This window comes from Streptomyces sp. NPDC034103, assembly GCF_055575395.1.
This window is the reverse complement of the sequence record NZ_JBVISS010000007.1, coordinates 124,698-137,858: the sequence shown is the minus strand read 5'-3', so window position 1 is coordinate 137,858 and position 13,161 is coordinate 124,698. Positions and strand designations below refer to the sequence as shown.

Annotated in this window: 11 protein-coding genes and 1 tRNA gene; 6 read left to right on the top strand and 6 right to left on the bottom strand. The window is 73.1% G+C overall.

What is annotated here, in order from left to right; all coding sequences use genetic code 11:
• Positions 1–75: 75 nt before the first annotated feature.
• Both glmU and ACZ56U_RS16940 read right to left on the bottom strand, forming a co-directional pair.
• A complete protein-coding gene (gene glmU, locus ACZ56U_RS16945) occupies positions 76–1,524 on the bottom strand; it encodes a bifunctional UDP-N-acetylglucosamine diphosphorylase/glucosamine-1-phosphate N-acetyltransferase GlmU (RefSeq protein ID WP_469084774.1) in 1,449 nt (482 codons plus the stop codon).
• A 111-nt stretch (positions 1,525–1,635) separates the two neighbouring features.
• A tRNA-Gln gene (locus ACZ56U_RS16940) sits at positions 1,636–1,709 on the bottom strand.
• Positions 1,710–2,001: 292 nt separating this feature from the next.
• On the opposite strand from ACZ56U_RS16940, the gene ACZ56U_RS16935 reads away from it, so the two are divergent.
• The gene (locus ACZ56U_RS16935) at positions 2,002–3,309 is read left to right on the top strand and encodes a sensor histidine kinase (protein WP_469084773.1); all 1,308 of its coding nucleotides are present in this window, start codon (positions 2,002–2,004) and stop codon (positions 3,307–3,309) included.
• Between the two features lie 66 nt (positions 3,310–3,375).
• Here the strand turns inward: ACZ56U_RS16935 and ACZ56U_RS16930 are convergent, their stop codons facing one another.
• Complete coding sequence (locus ACZ56U_RS16930; RefSeq protein WP_469085056.1) at positions 3,376–3,870, bottom strand: SUKH-3 domain-containing protein; 495 nt, start codon at positions 3,868–3,870, stop codon at positions 3,376–3,378.
• Between the two features lie 103 nt (positions 3,871–3,973).
• On the bottom strand, positions 3,974–4,498 hold the full coding sequence (locus ACZ56U_RS16925) for a YwqJ-related putative deaminase (protein WP_469084772.1): 525 nt from the start codon (positions 4,496–4,498) through the stop codon (positions 3,974–3,976).
• Positions 4,499–4,809: 311 nt separating this feature from the next.
• Here ACZ56U_RS16925 and ACZ56U_RS16920 point away from each other — a divergent pair, with 311 nt between their 5' ends.
• The 4 genes from ACZ56U_RS16920 to ACZ56U_RS16905 all read left to right on the top strand — a co-directional run bounded on the left by ACZ56U_RS16920 (position 4,810) and on the right by ACZ56U_RS16905 (position 10,332).
• Complete coding sequence (locus tag ACZ56U_RS16920) at positions 4,810–5,835, top strand: SMI1/KNR4 family protein (protein WP_469084771.1); 1,026 nt, start codon at positions 4,810–4,812, stop codon at positions 5,833–5,835.
• Between the two features lie 8 nt (positions 5,836–5,843).
• A complete protein-coding gene (locus ACZ56U_RS16915; RefSeq protein ID WP_469084770.1) occupies positions 5,844–8,696 on the top strand; it encodes an SUKH-4 family immunity protein in 2,853 nt (950 codons plus the stop codon).
• A 156-nt stretch (positions 8,697–8,852) separates the two neighbouring features.
• On the top strand, positions 8,853–9,314 hold the full coding sequence (locus ACZ56U_RS16910; protein ID WP_469084769.1) for a carboxymuconolactone decarboxylase family protein: 462 nt from the start codon (positions 8,853–8,855) through the stop codon (positions 9,312–9,314).
• Between the two features lie 133 nt (positions 9,315–9,447).
• The gene (locus tag ACZ56U_RS16905; RefSeq protein ID WP_469084768.1) at positions 9,448–10,332 is read left to right on the top strand and encodes a cellulose-binding protein; all 885 of its coding nucleotides are present in this window, start codon (positions 9,448–9,450) and stop codon (positions 10,330–10,332) included.
• A 65-nt stretch (positions 10,333–10,397) separates the two neighbouring features.
• On the opposite strand, the gene ACZ56U_RS16900 is transcribed toward ACZ56U_RS16905, so the two are convergent.
• Together ACZ56U_RS16900 and ACZ56U_RS16895 are read right to left on the bottom strand one after the other, a co-directional pair.
• A complete protein-coding gene (locus ACZ56U_RS16900; protein WP_469084767.1) occupies positions 10,398–12,008 on the bottom strand; it encodes a sodium/solute symporter in 1,611 nt (536 codons plus the stop codon).
• Positions 12,005–12,409: a DUF485 domain-containing protein gene (locus ACZ56U_RS16895; RefSeq protein WP_469084766.1), complete on the bottom strand. Its 405-nt coding sequence runs from the start codon at positions 12,407–12,409 to the stop codon at positions 12,005–12,007. Before ACZ56U_RS16895 ends, ACZ56U_RS16900 begins: the two co-directional genes overlap by 4 nt.
• Before the next feature lie 307 nt (positions 12,410–12,716).
• Here ACZ56U_RS16895 and ACZ56U_RS16890 point away from each other — a divergent pair, with 307 nt between their 5' ends.
• On the top strand, positions 12,717–13,106 hold the full coding sequence (locus ACZ56U_RS16890) for a hypothetical protein (RefSeq protein ID WP_469084765.1): 390 nt from the start codon (positions 12,717–12,719) through the stop codon (positions 13,104–13,106).
• The last annotated feature ends 55 nt before the right edge of the window (positions 13,107–13,161 follow it).

Below are 13,161 nucleotides of genomic sequence, written 5' to 3'. Positions count from 1 at the left end.
GACGGGGCCGTCTCAGCTGGTGGGTGCGGGTGTGCACCTATCACGGTACGCCGTGTCCGACGCGCCTGTTTCCGGTCAGCCTTCGCCTTCCGACTCCCGGGAGGACGCCTCGGCCGCCTTCGCCGCCGCGCTCCCCGGCCGCTTACGGGCCACCCAACCCTCGATATTCCGCTGCTGACCACGGGCCACGGCCAGCGAACCGGGCGGCACATCCTTGGTGATCACCGAGCCGGCGGCGGTGTACGCACCGTCCCCGATGGTGACAGGAGCCACAAACATATTGTCCGAACCCGTACGGCAGTGCGAGCCGACGGTCGTGTGGTGCTTGTCCTGCCCGTCGTAGTTCACGAACACGCTCGCGGCACCGATGTTGGTGTACTCGCCGATCGTGGCGTCACCGACGTAGGACAGGTGCGGGACCTTCGTGCCCTCGCCGATCGAGGCGTTTTTCGTCTCGACGTACGTCCCGATCTTGCCCTTCGCGCCCAGACGGGTGCCGGGACGCAGATAGGCGTACGGCCCCACCGTCGCGCCGGGGCCCACGTGAGCGCCGTCGGAGACGGTGTTGTCGACCCGGGCGCCCCGCTCGACCACGGTGTCCTTCAGCCGGCAGTTCGGGCCGACCTCGGCGCCCTCACCGAGGTGCGTGGCGCCCTGGAGCTGGGTGCCGGGGTTGACGAGGGCGTCCTGCTCGAACGTGACCGTCACGTCCACCCAGGTGGTCGCCGGGTCGATCACGGTCACACCGGCGAGCATCGCGCGCGTGAGCAGACGGTCGTTGAGGATGCGGCGGGCCTCGCCGAGCTGCACCCGGTTGTTGATCCCGGCGATCTCGCGGTGGTCGCCGGCGACGGAAGCGCCCACCCGGTGACCGGCCTCGCGCAGGATGCCGAGGACGTCCGTCAGGTACTCCTCGCCCTGGCTGTTGTCCGTGCGCACCTTGCCCAGGGCGTCGGCGAGCAGCTGCCCGTCGAACGCGAACACCCCCGAGTTGATCTCACGGATGGCCCGCTGCGACTCGGAGGCGTCCTTGTGCTCCACGATCGCGGTGACGGCGCCCGAGGCCCCGTCGCGCACGATCCGGCCGTAGCCGGTCGCGTCCGGGACCTCGGCGGTCAGCACGGTGACGGCGTTGCCGTCGGCGGAGTGCGTCTGCGTGAGCGCGCGGAGGGTGTCGCCGGTGAGCAGCGGAGTGTCACCGCAGACGACCACGACGGTCCCGTCCACGACCCCGCCGAGCTCTTCGAGCCCCATCCGCACCGCGTGCCCGGTGCCGTTCTGCTGCGCCTGCACGGCGGTACGGACGCCGGGGTCGATGACGCCGAGATGCTCGGTGACCTTCTCGCGCGCGTGGCCGACGACGACGACGAGGTTCTCCGGGTCCAACTCACGCGCCGCGGCGAGCACATGGCCGACCAGACTGCGGCCGCAGAGTTCGTGCAGAACCTTCGGTGTGGCCGACTTCATACGGGTGCCCTCACCCGCTGCGAGAACGACGACGGCTGCCGGGCGAATGGCGCTCACGGGATGCCCTTCGGCTGTGAGGGGGTGGGTGACATCCGCAGGATACCGGGGCGTTACCGGGGGGACATGGGTGCGGGCCCTGACTGAGCTGTCAGGGCCCGCACTCAACTGTGGCTCCCGGGGAAGGAATCGAACCCTCATTCAATGGACCAAAACCATTTGTCCTGCCTTTAGACGACCCGGGATGGTTCGTCCGCCACGTCCGATTTCGTAGATCGGCGCGGCGTGCAGCCCCTACTATGCCGTACCACCCGCCTTCGACGCGACGGTACAAGTCGGCTCCCCCGAGGACTCTGACGGTCAGACAGCCAGGGGCGGCCGGCGGGCGGAATCCGATCTTCCGGGGTCGAACAGTGAGCGATTCAGCAGTTCGAGGGATATCGGGCTCTTTCGCATCCGGACGGTCACGCTGTGTGGTGTAGGCCAATCCCGGAAACTCACCGGAAAACGCGCGCCGCCCGCCCGTAGGCTGGAGTCATGACCACGACGGGGGAAGACCACGCCGCGGCCCGGCCGGGGCCATGGTGGTGGGCCAGGTGGCGCAGTGCGGTGTTGGACGTGGGCCTGGCGTTCGCGTCGGTCGTCGAGTGCGGCGCGGAAGGATGGCGGTTCGCGGGGGACGCGGGGATCCCCCGGGCAGCGGGGATCGTGTTCGGGCTGCTCGCCGGCTCCGCGCTGCTCGTACGGCGCAAGTGGCCCATCGCCGTCGTACTGGTGTCGATCGCCATCACCCCGGCCCAGATGGGCTATCTGATGGCGATCGTCGGTCTCTACACCCTCGCCGCCTCCGAACTGCCCCGCCGGATCATCGGCTCCCTCGCGGCGATGTCGCTGGTGGGGCAGATGATCGTGATGTTCGTGCGGATACGGCAGGGTGCCTCGCGCGGGTCGTGGGAGATGGGCGACTGGTTCGTGCCGTTCGCCGCGATCACGATCGCCATCGGGCTGACGGCGCCGCCCTTGCTGCTCGGCCTGTACGTCGGCGCCCGGCGCCGGTTGATGGAGAGCTTGCGGGAGCGGGCCGACAGTCTTGAGCGGGAGCTGCAGTTGCTCGCGGAGCGCGCGGAGGAGCGGGCGCAGTGGGCGCGGAACGAGGAGCGGACCCGCATTGCCCGGGAGATGCACGACGTGGTCGCGCACCGGGTGAGCCTGATGGTCGTCCACGCGGCGGCGCTCCAGGCCGTCGCCCGGAAGGATCCCGAGAAGGCGGTCAAGAACGCCGCGCTCGTCGGGGACATGGGGCGGCAGGCGCTCACCGAGCTGCGGGAGATGCTCGGGGTGCTGCGCAGCGGGGACGGCGGGAAGCGGGCGCGGGCCGAGTCCGTGCCGCTCGCCGCGGTGGGCGTCGCCGCCGCCGTCGCCGCCTCGCGGGCCGTCGAGGAGCCGGACGGGCCGTGTCTGTCCGAGCTGGAGGAGTTGATCGGGCAGTCGAGCGCGGCGGGGATGGTCGTGGACCTGACCGTCGAGGGCGATGCCCGGGTGTACGGCGCCGACATCGAGCAGACCGCGTACCGCGTGGTGCAGGAGGCGCTCACCAACGTCCACAAGCACGCGGCGGGCGCCAAGACGCATGTGCGGCTGGCGCACCGGGTCTCGGAGATCGCGATGCAGGTGGAGAACGAGCCGCCGCCGGAGGTGTCGGTGGCGTCGTCGGCGCGGCTGCCGTCCGGGGGGAACGGTCTGGTGGGGATGAAGGAGCGCGTCGTGGCGCTGGGCGGGGTGTTCGTGTCCGGGCCCACGGACGCGGGGGGTTTCCGGGTGTCGGCGGTGATCCCGGCGGCGTGAGCGCCGCGCGCCCCCGGTGTCGTCGTACCGCCGCCCAGCGCGCCCCGACCCCTGGCCCCCGGTGTCTCAGCCCGCGGTGAGCCGCACCGGTTCCATGCCGGTGACGAGGGTGGCGAGGGCCTGGTCGATGTCGGCGCCGAGGTACCAGTCGCCGGTGTGGTCGAGCACGTAGACGCGGCCCCCGTCGTCGATGGCGAGGAGGGCGCCGGTGTCGGTCTCGGCGCCGAGGGGGCAGACCTCGGTGTCCAGGGCGCGGCCGAGGTCGCCGAGGGTGCGGGCCATGTGCAGGCCGTGCAGGGGGTCGAGGTGGAGGCCGACGGGGGCGATCTGGCGGCCGGGCCCGGTGGGGACGATGTGCAGGCCGCCGAACTCGGCCCAGGCCTCGACGGCGGCGGGGAAGACGCGGTGGCGATGGCCCGCGGGGGAGACGTGCTCGCGCAGGGCGTCGGCCCAGATCTCGGCCTGTTTGATGTCCCAGCGCCCCGGTTGCCAGCCGGCCGCGCGCAGGGCGGCGTCGACGGGTACGGAGAAGCGCGTGGAACTGGTGCGGTCGGGGTGCATCTGCCCTTCGATCGTCGAGGTCATGGACGTGGTGCGAGCGCCGGTGCGGGTGCGGTGGGGGTGCCGGCGGGCCGTGCGTGGAGCTGTCGGCCGTACCTGGGGGTCAGTTGTCCGCCGCCGGGTCGACGATGTGGACGCCGAAGTGGGCGCTGAGGGCGGTGCAGGCGCGGCAGGGGGCGGCGAAGCTGCCGTGGAGGGGGTCGCCGTCCTCGCGGATGCGGCGGGCGGTGAGTTTGGCGTGCTTGAGCGCTTTGCGGGCCTCGCCGTTGGTCATGGGTCTGCGGGCGGCGCGTTTGGTGCGGGCGGCGTCGGCGGCGGCGAGGTGGCGGGAGATGAGGATCGTCTCGGCGCAGCGGCCGGTGAAGCGGTCGCGCTGGGCGGAGGTGAGGGTGTCGAGGAAGTCCCGCACGAGCGGGTGCAGGGGCGGGGCCTGGTCGCCGCGGGCGGCGGTGCCGGTGAGGGTGGCGCCGCGGACGGAGAGGGCGGCGGCGACGGTCGGGAGTATGCCGTCGCGGCGGTGACGGAGAGTGGGTGCGTGCGGCGCCTCGGCGCTGCTCCAGCCGATCCGCGGGTCGCCGGACCTGGCTGGTCGCGGCCCTGTGTGCGGTCCCGTCTGCGTCGTATTCATGATCATCGTCCCCTCCGTGCATCCCCCCGGACGACACAGAGTGCCAAATGCCGTGGCTGCTGCGGAAGCTGGGGCGGCGCGACACGCCCGGGTTTGGGCGGGCTGTCACGGCGGGGTGACGGCTGGTCACGGAAGCGGAGGGCGGCTGACCGGCGCCCGGTGACCGGTCTTGTCGTACCGCATAGGCTGTCGGCACCCGCATGTATGCGGTCAACGCGTCGGAGAAGTCGATACGGGCTGGGGCGGGTCGGAACCGGGGTACCGGAACCGGTCGTCGTGGGTCGTACAGAGTGCCGCAGGGGGCAACCGCCATGACGACAGGTCGGCTCGGGCTGGGGGCACCTCCCGGCCGCCAGGCCGGGGGACAAGCCGCGCCGCCGAACGCGGCCTACGCCGGGCAGGTCGTGCATTTCCCGGATCCGGTCCGGGCGGCTCGTCATCCCCGAGGGGTGCGGGTGGACGAGCGCGGCTACCCCGATTTCTCGGCGTACGCGCGTGCGGCCGTGGAGATCGCCGATCCGCCGGAGGGTTTCGGCGTCGACGAGCTGCGGCTGACGGACTACGTGTCGGCGAACGCGGCTCTCGCGGCGGCCGGTCACGACCTGTGGGACACGGTGCCCGCGGTGGCGACGCCGCACGGCTGGACCTGGCACCACGTGGTGGGTTCGCGCCGGCTCGAACTGGTGCCGGTCGAGGTGAAGGCATTGCTGCGGCACCACGGCGGTATCGCCACGGCGGCGGTGGACCACGACAAGCGGGGCACACGGCCGTTGCAGGAGACACGGCCGGCGCACTTCGGGCTGCCGAAGTCGGGTACGGCGGTGTCGGAGGCGCAGGTGCTGGGCGTCGAGGAGGACCTCGGGTACCGGCTGCCGGGCGCGTACCGGTCCTTCCTGAAGGCGGCGGGCGGTTGCGCCCCGGTGGGGACGGCCCTGGACCCGGAGCTGGGTCTGCTGGTGGACCAGCCGTTCTTCACGGTCCGCGACGAGGCCGCGGTCAACGACCTGGTGTACGTCAACAAGTGCCTGCGTGACCATCTGACCAAGGACTACCTCGGCGTCGGCTTCGTGCAGGGTGGTCTGCTGGCCGTGAAGGTGAAGGGCGAGGGGATCGGGTCGGTGTGGTTCTGCGCGTACGACGACGCGCGGGACGTGGACCCCTCCATGCCGCCGGCGGACCGCGTGGAGCGGCTGTTGCTGCCGTGCGGTGAGGACTTCGACGTGTTCCTGTCCCGACTGGCCGGCTCTCCGCCGGAGTTGGAGACGGTGGCGAACCTGATGGTGGACGGCGGTTTCGCGCGGTCCGTGCCGGTCGCTGCGGCCGGGGCTGGGGAGTGAGCTGACCGATGGTGACGTTCGCACAGGCGCAGGAGCGCGCCGAAGAGTGGATCAACGGGGATGTGCCGTCGTACCAGCATCGCGAGGTGCGGGTACGGGAGTTCGAGCTCGGGTTCGTGGTGTGGGCGGAGGACCGTGCGGACGGGCCCCGTTCGGACGGCGGCGCCCAGCGGCTCGTGATCGCGCGGGACAGCGGTGAGGCCACGCTCTGGCCCTCGCTGCCGGTGGGCGAGGTGATTCGCCGGTACGAGGAGGAGTACGGGCGCGACGCCGACGAGGCCGCCGCCGCGCCGGCGCCCGCGGCCCGGATCGACCTGAACCAGACCTCGTTCCTGCTGACGCCGCCGGAGTGGTTGCAGGAGGCGGCGGATCAGTTGGGGATTCCGGACCGGCGGACCGGTGCGGGTGCCGGTGCCGGGGCCGCTGCTGACGAGGGCTCGGGCTCGGGCTCGGGTGCTGGGGTCGGTCGGGGTGGGGGGCTTCCGGAGACTCAGCCCGGGGTGCCGGTGGGGGCGGCTGCCGACGGGGCGCCGGGGGCGCCTTCTGTGCCGGGGGCGCCGTCCGCGCCGGTGGGTGCGCCGGGTGCGCCGTCCGCACCGGGTGGGGCCGCCGTGCCGGGTGGGGCCGCCGTGCCGGTCGGGGCCACGCCCTGGGCCGGGACGGACACCAACGCGGACGCCGGGGACGACCGTTCCGTGCCGTTGCCCGCGACTGTCTTCGCGCCGCCGTTGAGCGGTGCCGACGACGAGCCCGCGGCGCCCGTGACACCGCCGGACGCCAAGACGGCGCTCATCTCGGGAGGCAGCCAGCTTCCGCCGACCGCTCTCGCACCGGCGCTCCAGGATCCGAATGCGCCGGGTACGCCGGGTGCGCCGGCGGGTGGAGTACCGGGTGAGCCCGGGACGCCGGGTGCGCCGCAGGGGAGTACGCCGCCTCCGGGTGGTGCGGTGCCGGGTGGTGCGCCCGCGCCCGCGCCGGGTGGGTCGGCGTACGGCTTCCCGAACGCGCCGGGTGGTGCGGGCGGGCCGGGTACGCCGCCGCCGGGCGCCCCGCCGATGCCGGGTGCGCCGCAGGGCAGTACGCCGCCGCCGGTGTCGGGGCCTCCTTCTTATGGGTATCCGCAGGGGCCCGGCGGTGCGCCGGGGGTGCCGCAGCCTCCGGTGGGGCCGGGTGCGCCGGAGCGGCCGCTCCCGCCGAACGCCGGGGACATCGCCGATGCCGCCACGAGCAAGGCGGCTCCTCCGCCGCGCCGGGGTGGCGGTACGACCGCGCCGCCTCCGCCGGGTGCCCCCGGGGCGCCGGGCGCGCGGCCGGGTGCCACGCCTCCGCCCGCGCCGGGGGCGCCGGCCGGTGGGTATGTGCCGACGCAGCTCGTCTCCGCGCTGGGGCCCGAGGGACCCGGGGGTGCGCCCGCCGGGCCGGGGGCGCCGCAGCCTCCGGGCCCGCCGGGTGTTCCGGGTGCCCCGGGTGCGCCGAACCCGCCCGGCGGTACGCCTCCGGGCGGTGTGCACCATGCCGCCACGATGCTGGCCGACCCCGGGCGCATGGGCCCGGGCGCGCCGCAGCCTCCGGGTGCCCCTGGCGCGCAGACGCCGCCTCGCGCTCCGGGCGCACCGCACGCGCCGGGCGCCCCTGGTATGCCCGGTGCGCCGGGTTCCGCCGGGGGTGCGCAGGGCGCCGTTCACCACGCGGAGACCATGCTGGCGGCGCCCCCGGTGGGCGCCCCCGGCGCGCCTCCGCCGCCGCAGGCCCCCGGCGTCCCCGGCTTCCCGGGCGCCCCGGGTATGGCTCCGGGCGCTCCGGGCGCCCCGCGGCCGATGCCTCCGGGTGCGATGCCGCCGCCCGGGCCGGGACAGCCGCCGGCCTACGGCTACCCGCAGCAGGGGCAGCCGACCGTGGGTCCCGGCTACCAGGCCGTGTTGCGCTACCGCGCGCAGGACGGCTCGGAGCAGCAGCTGATCCGGCGCTCGGCGCCGGGTACGCCGCACCCGGAGTGGCAGATCTTCCACGAGCTGCGGGGGATGAACATCCCGCCGGACCAGGTGCTGGAGCTGCACACGGAGTTGGAGCCGTGTGAGCTGCCGGGCGCGTACTGCGCGCGGATGATCCGGGAGCAGTGGCCGCAGGCGCGGCTGGCGAGCATCGCGCCGTACGGCACGGACCACGCGAGCCGGCAGCAGGGGATGCAGCAACTGCTGGCGCACCAGGGTGAGTTGCACCAGGTGGCGGACGGCCCGGCGCGGCCGGGTCCGGTGCGCGCGCCGTTGCCGCCGGTGCAGGCGGCGCCGCCGATTCCGCCGGAGGGTGTCGCACACGAGCTGGCGGGGGCGTTCGGACCGGGGATCTTCCGGTTCGAGCAGGCCGCGGTCTCCCGGCAGGGGGTGCCGCCGGTGGTGGCGCACTCGCTGGTGGCGGCCGGGCTGCCGATGGACATGGGCCCCTTCTTCTGGGCGCAGGCCCAGCCGGGGCGGCCGGTGCCGACGCTGGCCGAGCTGGCGCAGGAGCGCGGGGTGCGGCCGGCCGCGGACGCGGGCTCGTACCTGGTGATGGGCAGTGACTTCGGCCGGGCGATCTGTGTCCAGTACGGGACGGCGAACATCGTCGCCGTGCCGGTGGAGGCCGGGCCCGGCGGGGCGCCGGTGCCGCCGCAGTTCGTGAACACGGGGTTGCCCGAGTTCCAGCGCTGCCTGGCGCTGCTGGGGCGGATGTGGCGACTGAGGTTCGGGCTGAACCAGGAGCAGGCGGGGCGGTGGACCGTCGACTTCCAGGCCCAGCTGGCCTCGCTCGACCCGGCGGCGCTCGGCTCGCCGGAGAGCTGGTGGTCGGTGCTGCTGGAGCAGATGTGGGACGGCCTGCTCTGAGGCGCCGCCGCCCGCACCGCCCCTGACGCCGACTCGAAGAAGCCGGGCCCGGTCATCGCGACCGGGCCCGGCTTCTTCGCCGTTCCGGTCACATCCGTCCTCCGCGGTCCGTCAGTGCAGTGACCAAGGCGAGTCACCAGCCGCAGGAGGCAGACCATGAAGGCACGCATGACCAACCCGGCGTACGTTCTCCCGGGTGCGATGAACGGGATCGGCGCTCTCTTCCAGGCCGTCGGGGAGAGCGGCCTGGACCAGGAGCTGTCGGAGCTCCTCGGACTGCGGGTCAGTCAGATCAACGGGTGCAGCGCCTGTGTGCACGCGCATGTGCTGAACCTGCGCAAGGCGGGGGCGAGCGAGGAGCGGATCGCGGCGGTCGCGGCGTGGTTCGAGGCACCGTTCTTCAGTGACGCCGAGCGGGCGGCGCTGCGGTTGGGCGAGGCGATGACACGGCTGCCGGACCGTTCGCACGAGTCGGTGCCGGACGAGCTCTGGGACGAGATCGCCGACCACTTCGACGAGAAGGAACTGTCCGGGCTGATCCTCTTCGTCTCGCTCATGAACCTGTTCAACCGCGTCAACACCACCATCAAGGAGCCGGCGGGCACCACCTGGAGCTGAGCCCGGCGCGCGCCCGCGGAGGGGCGGCCGTGACCTTCGCGCGGAGTGTCGCGTTATGCACATTTCTGCCCGATACATCAAGATGTGCGCGAAATCATCATTTCGCCACATCTTGATGGAGAGGGGTCCCAGGATGAGCGGCACACCTGCCTCGTCCCACGGCTTCACGGCCGTACGGCGCGGCTACCGTCCCGAACAGGTCGACGCGTTCGCCGCGGCGCTCTCCCAGGACCGTGACGCCTCCTGGGAGCGCGCCGCCCGCCTCACCGTGCTCGCCAGGGAGATGGAGACGGAGCTCGACGGGTGGCGCGAGCGGGTCGCCCGGCTCGCCCCGCAGACGTACGAAGCGCTCGGGGAGCGGGCACACCGGATCTTCCAGCTCGGGCAGGAGGAGGCGGCCGCCGTGCGGGACGGCGTACGGCGGGAGGCACAGCGCCTTGTGGAGACGGCGCGGGAGCGCGCGAAGGGCGTGCTCGACACGGCCCAGGCACACGCCGACGCCGTACGCGCCGATGCGGAGGAACGGGCCCGCCAGCGCCTGCTCGCCGCCCGCGCCGAAGCCGACGACATCCGGGTCAGCGCCCGGCGCGAGGTGAAAGAGGCGCGCACGGAGGCGCTCGCCGCGTTGCGGGACGTACGGCAGCGCACCGCCGCGATGCTCGCCGAGCAGCAGCGTGTGCTCGCCGAGCGCCGGGCCGAGGCGGAGCGCGGGGAGGCCGAGCGCGCGGCGGCGCTCGACGTCCGGCACGCGGAACAGGTGGCGCGCGCGGAGGCCGCGCTGTCCGAGGCCAAGCAGGCCTTCGCCGACGCGGAGGTCTCCGCCCGGCAGTGCCAGGAGGACGCACGCGCGCGTGCCGCCGAGATCCTCACCGAGGCACGGGCGCGCGAGGACGGGATCGCCGACGAGACCGAGCGCGTCCTGCGTGAGCACGGGGAGCGCTGGGACGACGTACGGGCCCACATGGACCTCGTACGCACCAGCCTGACGACGCTGACGGGGCGCGCACCGGCGGAGTAGGGCGCGCGCCCGCCCCCGGCACCCGCGCACCCTGATCCCTCACGCCCGGCGTGCACCCCCGCCCCTCACTCCCCCCTGCGTGCCGCCCCCGCCAGGATCCACGCCTCCACCGCCTCGTACTCCCGTCGCTGCTCCGCCGCCTTGTGGCGGCCCGAGAGCACCGTGCCGAGCCAGCCGAGGGCGAAGCCGGCGGGGATGGAGACGAGGCCGGTCGTGGTGAAGGGGAACCAGGTGAAGTCGGCGTCGGGGAAGGCGGCGGCGGGGGAGCCGGAGACGAGGTTGGTGCCCGGCATCAGCAGGAGCACCGTGAGGGAGCCGCCGATGAGGGTGCACAGGAGCCCGGCCCGGGTGTAGCGCCGCCAGAAGAGGCTGTAGACCAGGGCGGGGGCGATGGCCGAGGCGCCGAGGCAGAAGGAGAGGGTCACCAGGGGTTGCAGGCTGTGGTGCTGGACCAGCGTGGCCAGGAGGATCGTGGGGATGCCGACCGCCAGGGCCGAGAGCCGGGCGAGGGTCATCTCGCGACGCGGGGACAGCTCGCGCGGGTGGCCGGCGAACACGTCGTGGGCCAGGGAGTTGGCGCAGGCGAGGATCATGCCGGCGACGGAGGCGAGCAGGGTCAGGAAGATCGCGGTGGTGACCGTGGTGAACAGGAGGGTCTCCGCCGTCGAGACGTCGGCGCCGAAGACGGCCCGGGAGCCCAGCAGATACGCGGTGTTGCCCTGCGGGTCCGCCTCCGCGATGACCGCGCGCCCGATCAGGGCGGTGGCGCCGAACCCGACGACCGTGATGACCAGCACGAACAGCACGACCGCCGACACCGCCCAGGACATCGAGCGGCGCACCTGGCGGGCGCTGGAGGCGGTGTACATGCGCATGGTGACGTGCGGGAGGCAGGCGCCGCCGAGGACCACCGTCAGCTGTGAAGTGATCATGTCCAGGCGGGGGTTGGGTCCGCCCGCGAACTGCAGTCCCGACTCCAGGAAGGCGGGTCCCACCCCGCTCTGCGCGGCGGCGGCGTCGAAGAGCGCGCCGGGGTCCCAGTCGAAGCGGCGCAGCATCAGGGCGGCGACCACGGCACCCGAACCGAGCAGCATCACGATCTTCAGGATCTGGATGAGCGCGGTGCCCTTCATGCCGCCGATCGCCGCGTAACTGATCATCAGCAGGCCGAGCCCGACGATGCAGCCCGTCTGGAGACCCTCGCCGGAGAAGCCGAGGATGAAGGCGAGCAGTTGTCCCGTCCCGGCGAGCTGCACCAGCATCAGCGGCACCAGCGCGGCCAGGGTGACGGCGCTGGCCGCGATGCGGACGGAACGTCCGGGCATGCGCCGGGTCAGCGCGTCGCCCATGGTGAACCGGCCCGCGTTGCGCAGGGGTTCGGCCAGCAGGAACATCAGCAGCATCAGGGACAGGGCGGTGCTCAGGGCGAGCACGATCCCGTCGTGACCGCACAGCGCGATCACCCCGCCCGTGCCGAGCACGGTCGCGGCGGAGATGTAGTCCCCGGCGATGGCGAGGCCGTTGCGCAGGGGGGACAGGGAGCCGTAGCCGGTGTAGAACTCGTCGAGGTCGTCCCGGTCGGGTCCGGTCATCACGCACAGCAGGAGCGTGATCGTGGCGACGGCGGAGAACGCCACCAGGGACATCGCCTGGGCGGAGTCGCTGAAGCCCGTCATCGGGTCGCCCCCCGCCTGATGTCGAGTGCGGCCTGCTTGCGGATGCGGTCCGCGACCGGGTCGACGTAGGACCGCGCGGTGCGCTCGTAGAGGGCGATCGCCAGCCAGGTGACGGGGAGTTGGAGCAGGGCGAGCAGCAGACCGGTGGGCGGGGCGTCACCGACGCGGCTGGTCATCAGGGACGGGGCGAAGGCGGACAGGACCAGGAAGAGGGTGAAGTAGCCGAGCGCGGTGAGGGTCGCGACCCGGCGTTGCCGGCGGTAGGCGCCGCGCAGGATCCGCAGATCGCTGTGGTGCCCGAGCGCCTCCCGGTCGGGGCGGCGTCCCGAGGGGTGCTCCGGGGTGCGGTCGAGGGGCGGCTGCCAGGGGTGGGCGGGCGGCGGGGACGGGTCGTACGACATCCCGGTGGCTCCTTGCGTGGCTCGGGTCCGGTGCGGACCGCAGGGAGGGGGAGGGGGGTGGTTGAGCGGAGCCACGCACGTTACTTGCTGGTAGGCCGTTAGGGAACGGCTTCGGCAAACTGATTGGTCGGTATGCGCTTACTTCTCTGACCTGGGGTGTTACCGGGATTAACTCAGATTTTTGAGCGCGCGGCGCCGAGGTCGTGAAGGGTTGCGTCGCGCGCGGTGAAATGGCGCACCGTACTGACGTTCGGGCGACTGGCGTTCGGGCGGCTACGATGCGATCTCCACCGGGGGGATGATGTCGATGAGCGACGTACGTGAACGCGCGATGCCGAGACAACTGCGCGCCGCCCAGCTCCTGTTGCTCGCGCTCTCCCTCACCGGCCTCGTCTCGGTGCTCGCCCTCTCCGACACCCTGACCGCCTACGGACAGGGCGAGATGCTGGCGCCCTGGCTGCTGGTGTGGGTCAGCGCGGTGCTCTCGCTCACCTATGACGGGAGCGCGCGCGGCGGGGTGCGGTTGACGACCGCCGTGCTGATGACGTTCATGGTGCTGCCGACCATCACGCGCCTGGGCGAGGCGGAGTCCGCCGGCCTGTTCCTGGACGCCGCGGTGCGGATCGCGCTCGGGGTGCCCGCCGTCGTGCTGTTGTTCCTGCCGGAGTCGACGGCCTGGTTCGACCGGGAGCGGTGACGCACCTGGTCCGGCTGCCGAACGGTGACGCACTGGTCGTGCCCGCTTCTGGTCG

Coding starts and splice junctions, on each gene's coding strand:
- ACZ56U_RS16935 (WP_469084773.1), top strand. CDS start 2,002: ATGACCACGACGGGGGAAGACCACGCCGCGGCCCGGCCGGGGCCATGG.
- ACZ56U_RS16930 (WP_469085056.1), bottom strand. CDS start 3,870: ATGCACCCCGACCGCACCAGTTCCACGCGCTTCTCCGTACCCGTCGAC.
- ACZ56U_RS16925 (WP_469084772.1), bottom strand. CDS start 4,498: ATGAATACGACGCAGACGGGACCGCACACAGGGCCGCGACCAGCCAGG.
- ACZ56U_RS16920 (WP_469084771.1), top strand. CDS start 4,810: ATGACGACAGGTCGGCTCGGGCTGGGGGCACCTCCCGGCCGCCAGGCC.
- ACZ56U_RS16915 (WP_469084770.1), top strand. CDS start 5,844: ATGGTGACGTTCGCACAGGCGCAGGAGCGCGCCGAAGAGTGGATCAAC.
- ACZ56U_RS16910 (WP_469084769.1), top strand. CDS start 8,853: ATGAAGGCACGCATGACCAACCCGGCGTACGTTCTCCCGGGTGCGATG.
- ACZ56U_RS16905 (WP_469084768.1), top strand. CDS start 9,448: ATGAGCGGCACACCTGCCTCGTCCCACGGCTTCACGGCCGTACGGCGC.
- ACZ56U_RS16900 (WP_469084767.1), bottom strand. CDS start 12,008: ATGACGGGCTTCAGCGACTCCGCCCAGGCGATGTCCCTGGTGGCGTTC.
- ACZ56U_RS16895 (WP_469084766.1), bottom strand. CDS start 12,409: ATGTCGTACGACCCGTCCCCGCCGCCCGCCCACCCCTGGCAGCCGCCC.
- ACZ56U_RS16890 (WP_469084765.1), top strand. CDS start 12,717: ATGAGCGACGTACGTGAACGCGCGATGCCGAGACAACTGCGCGCCGCC.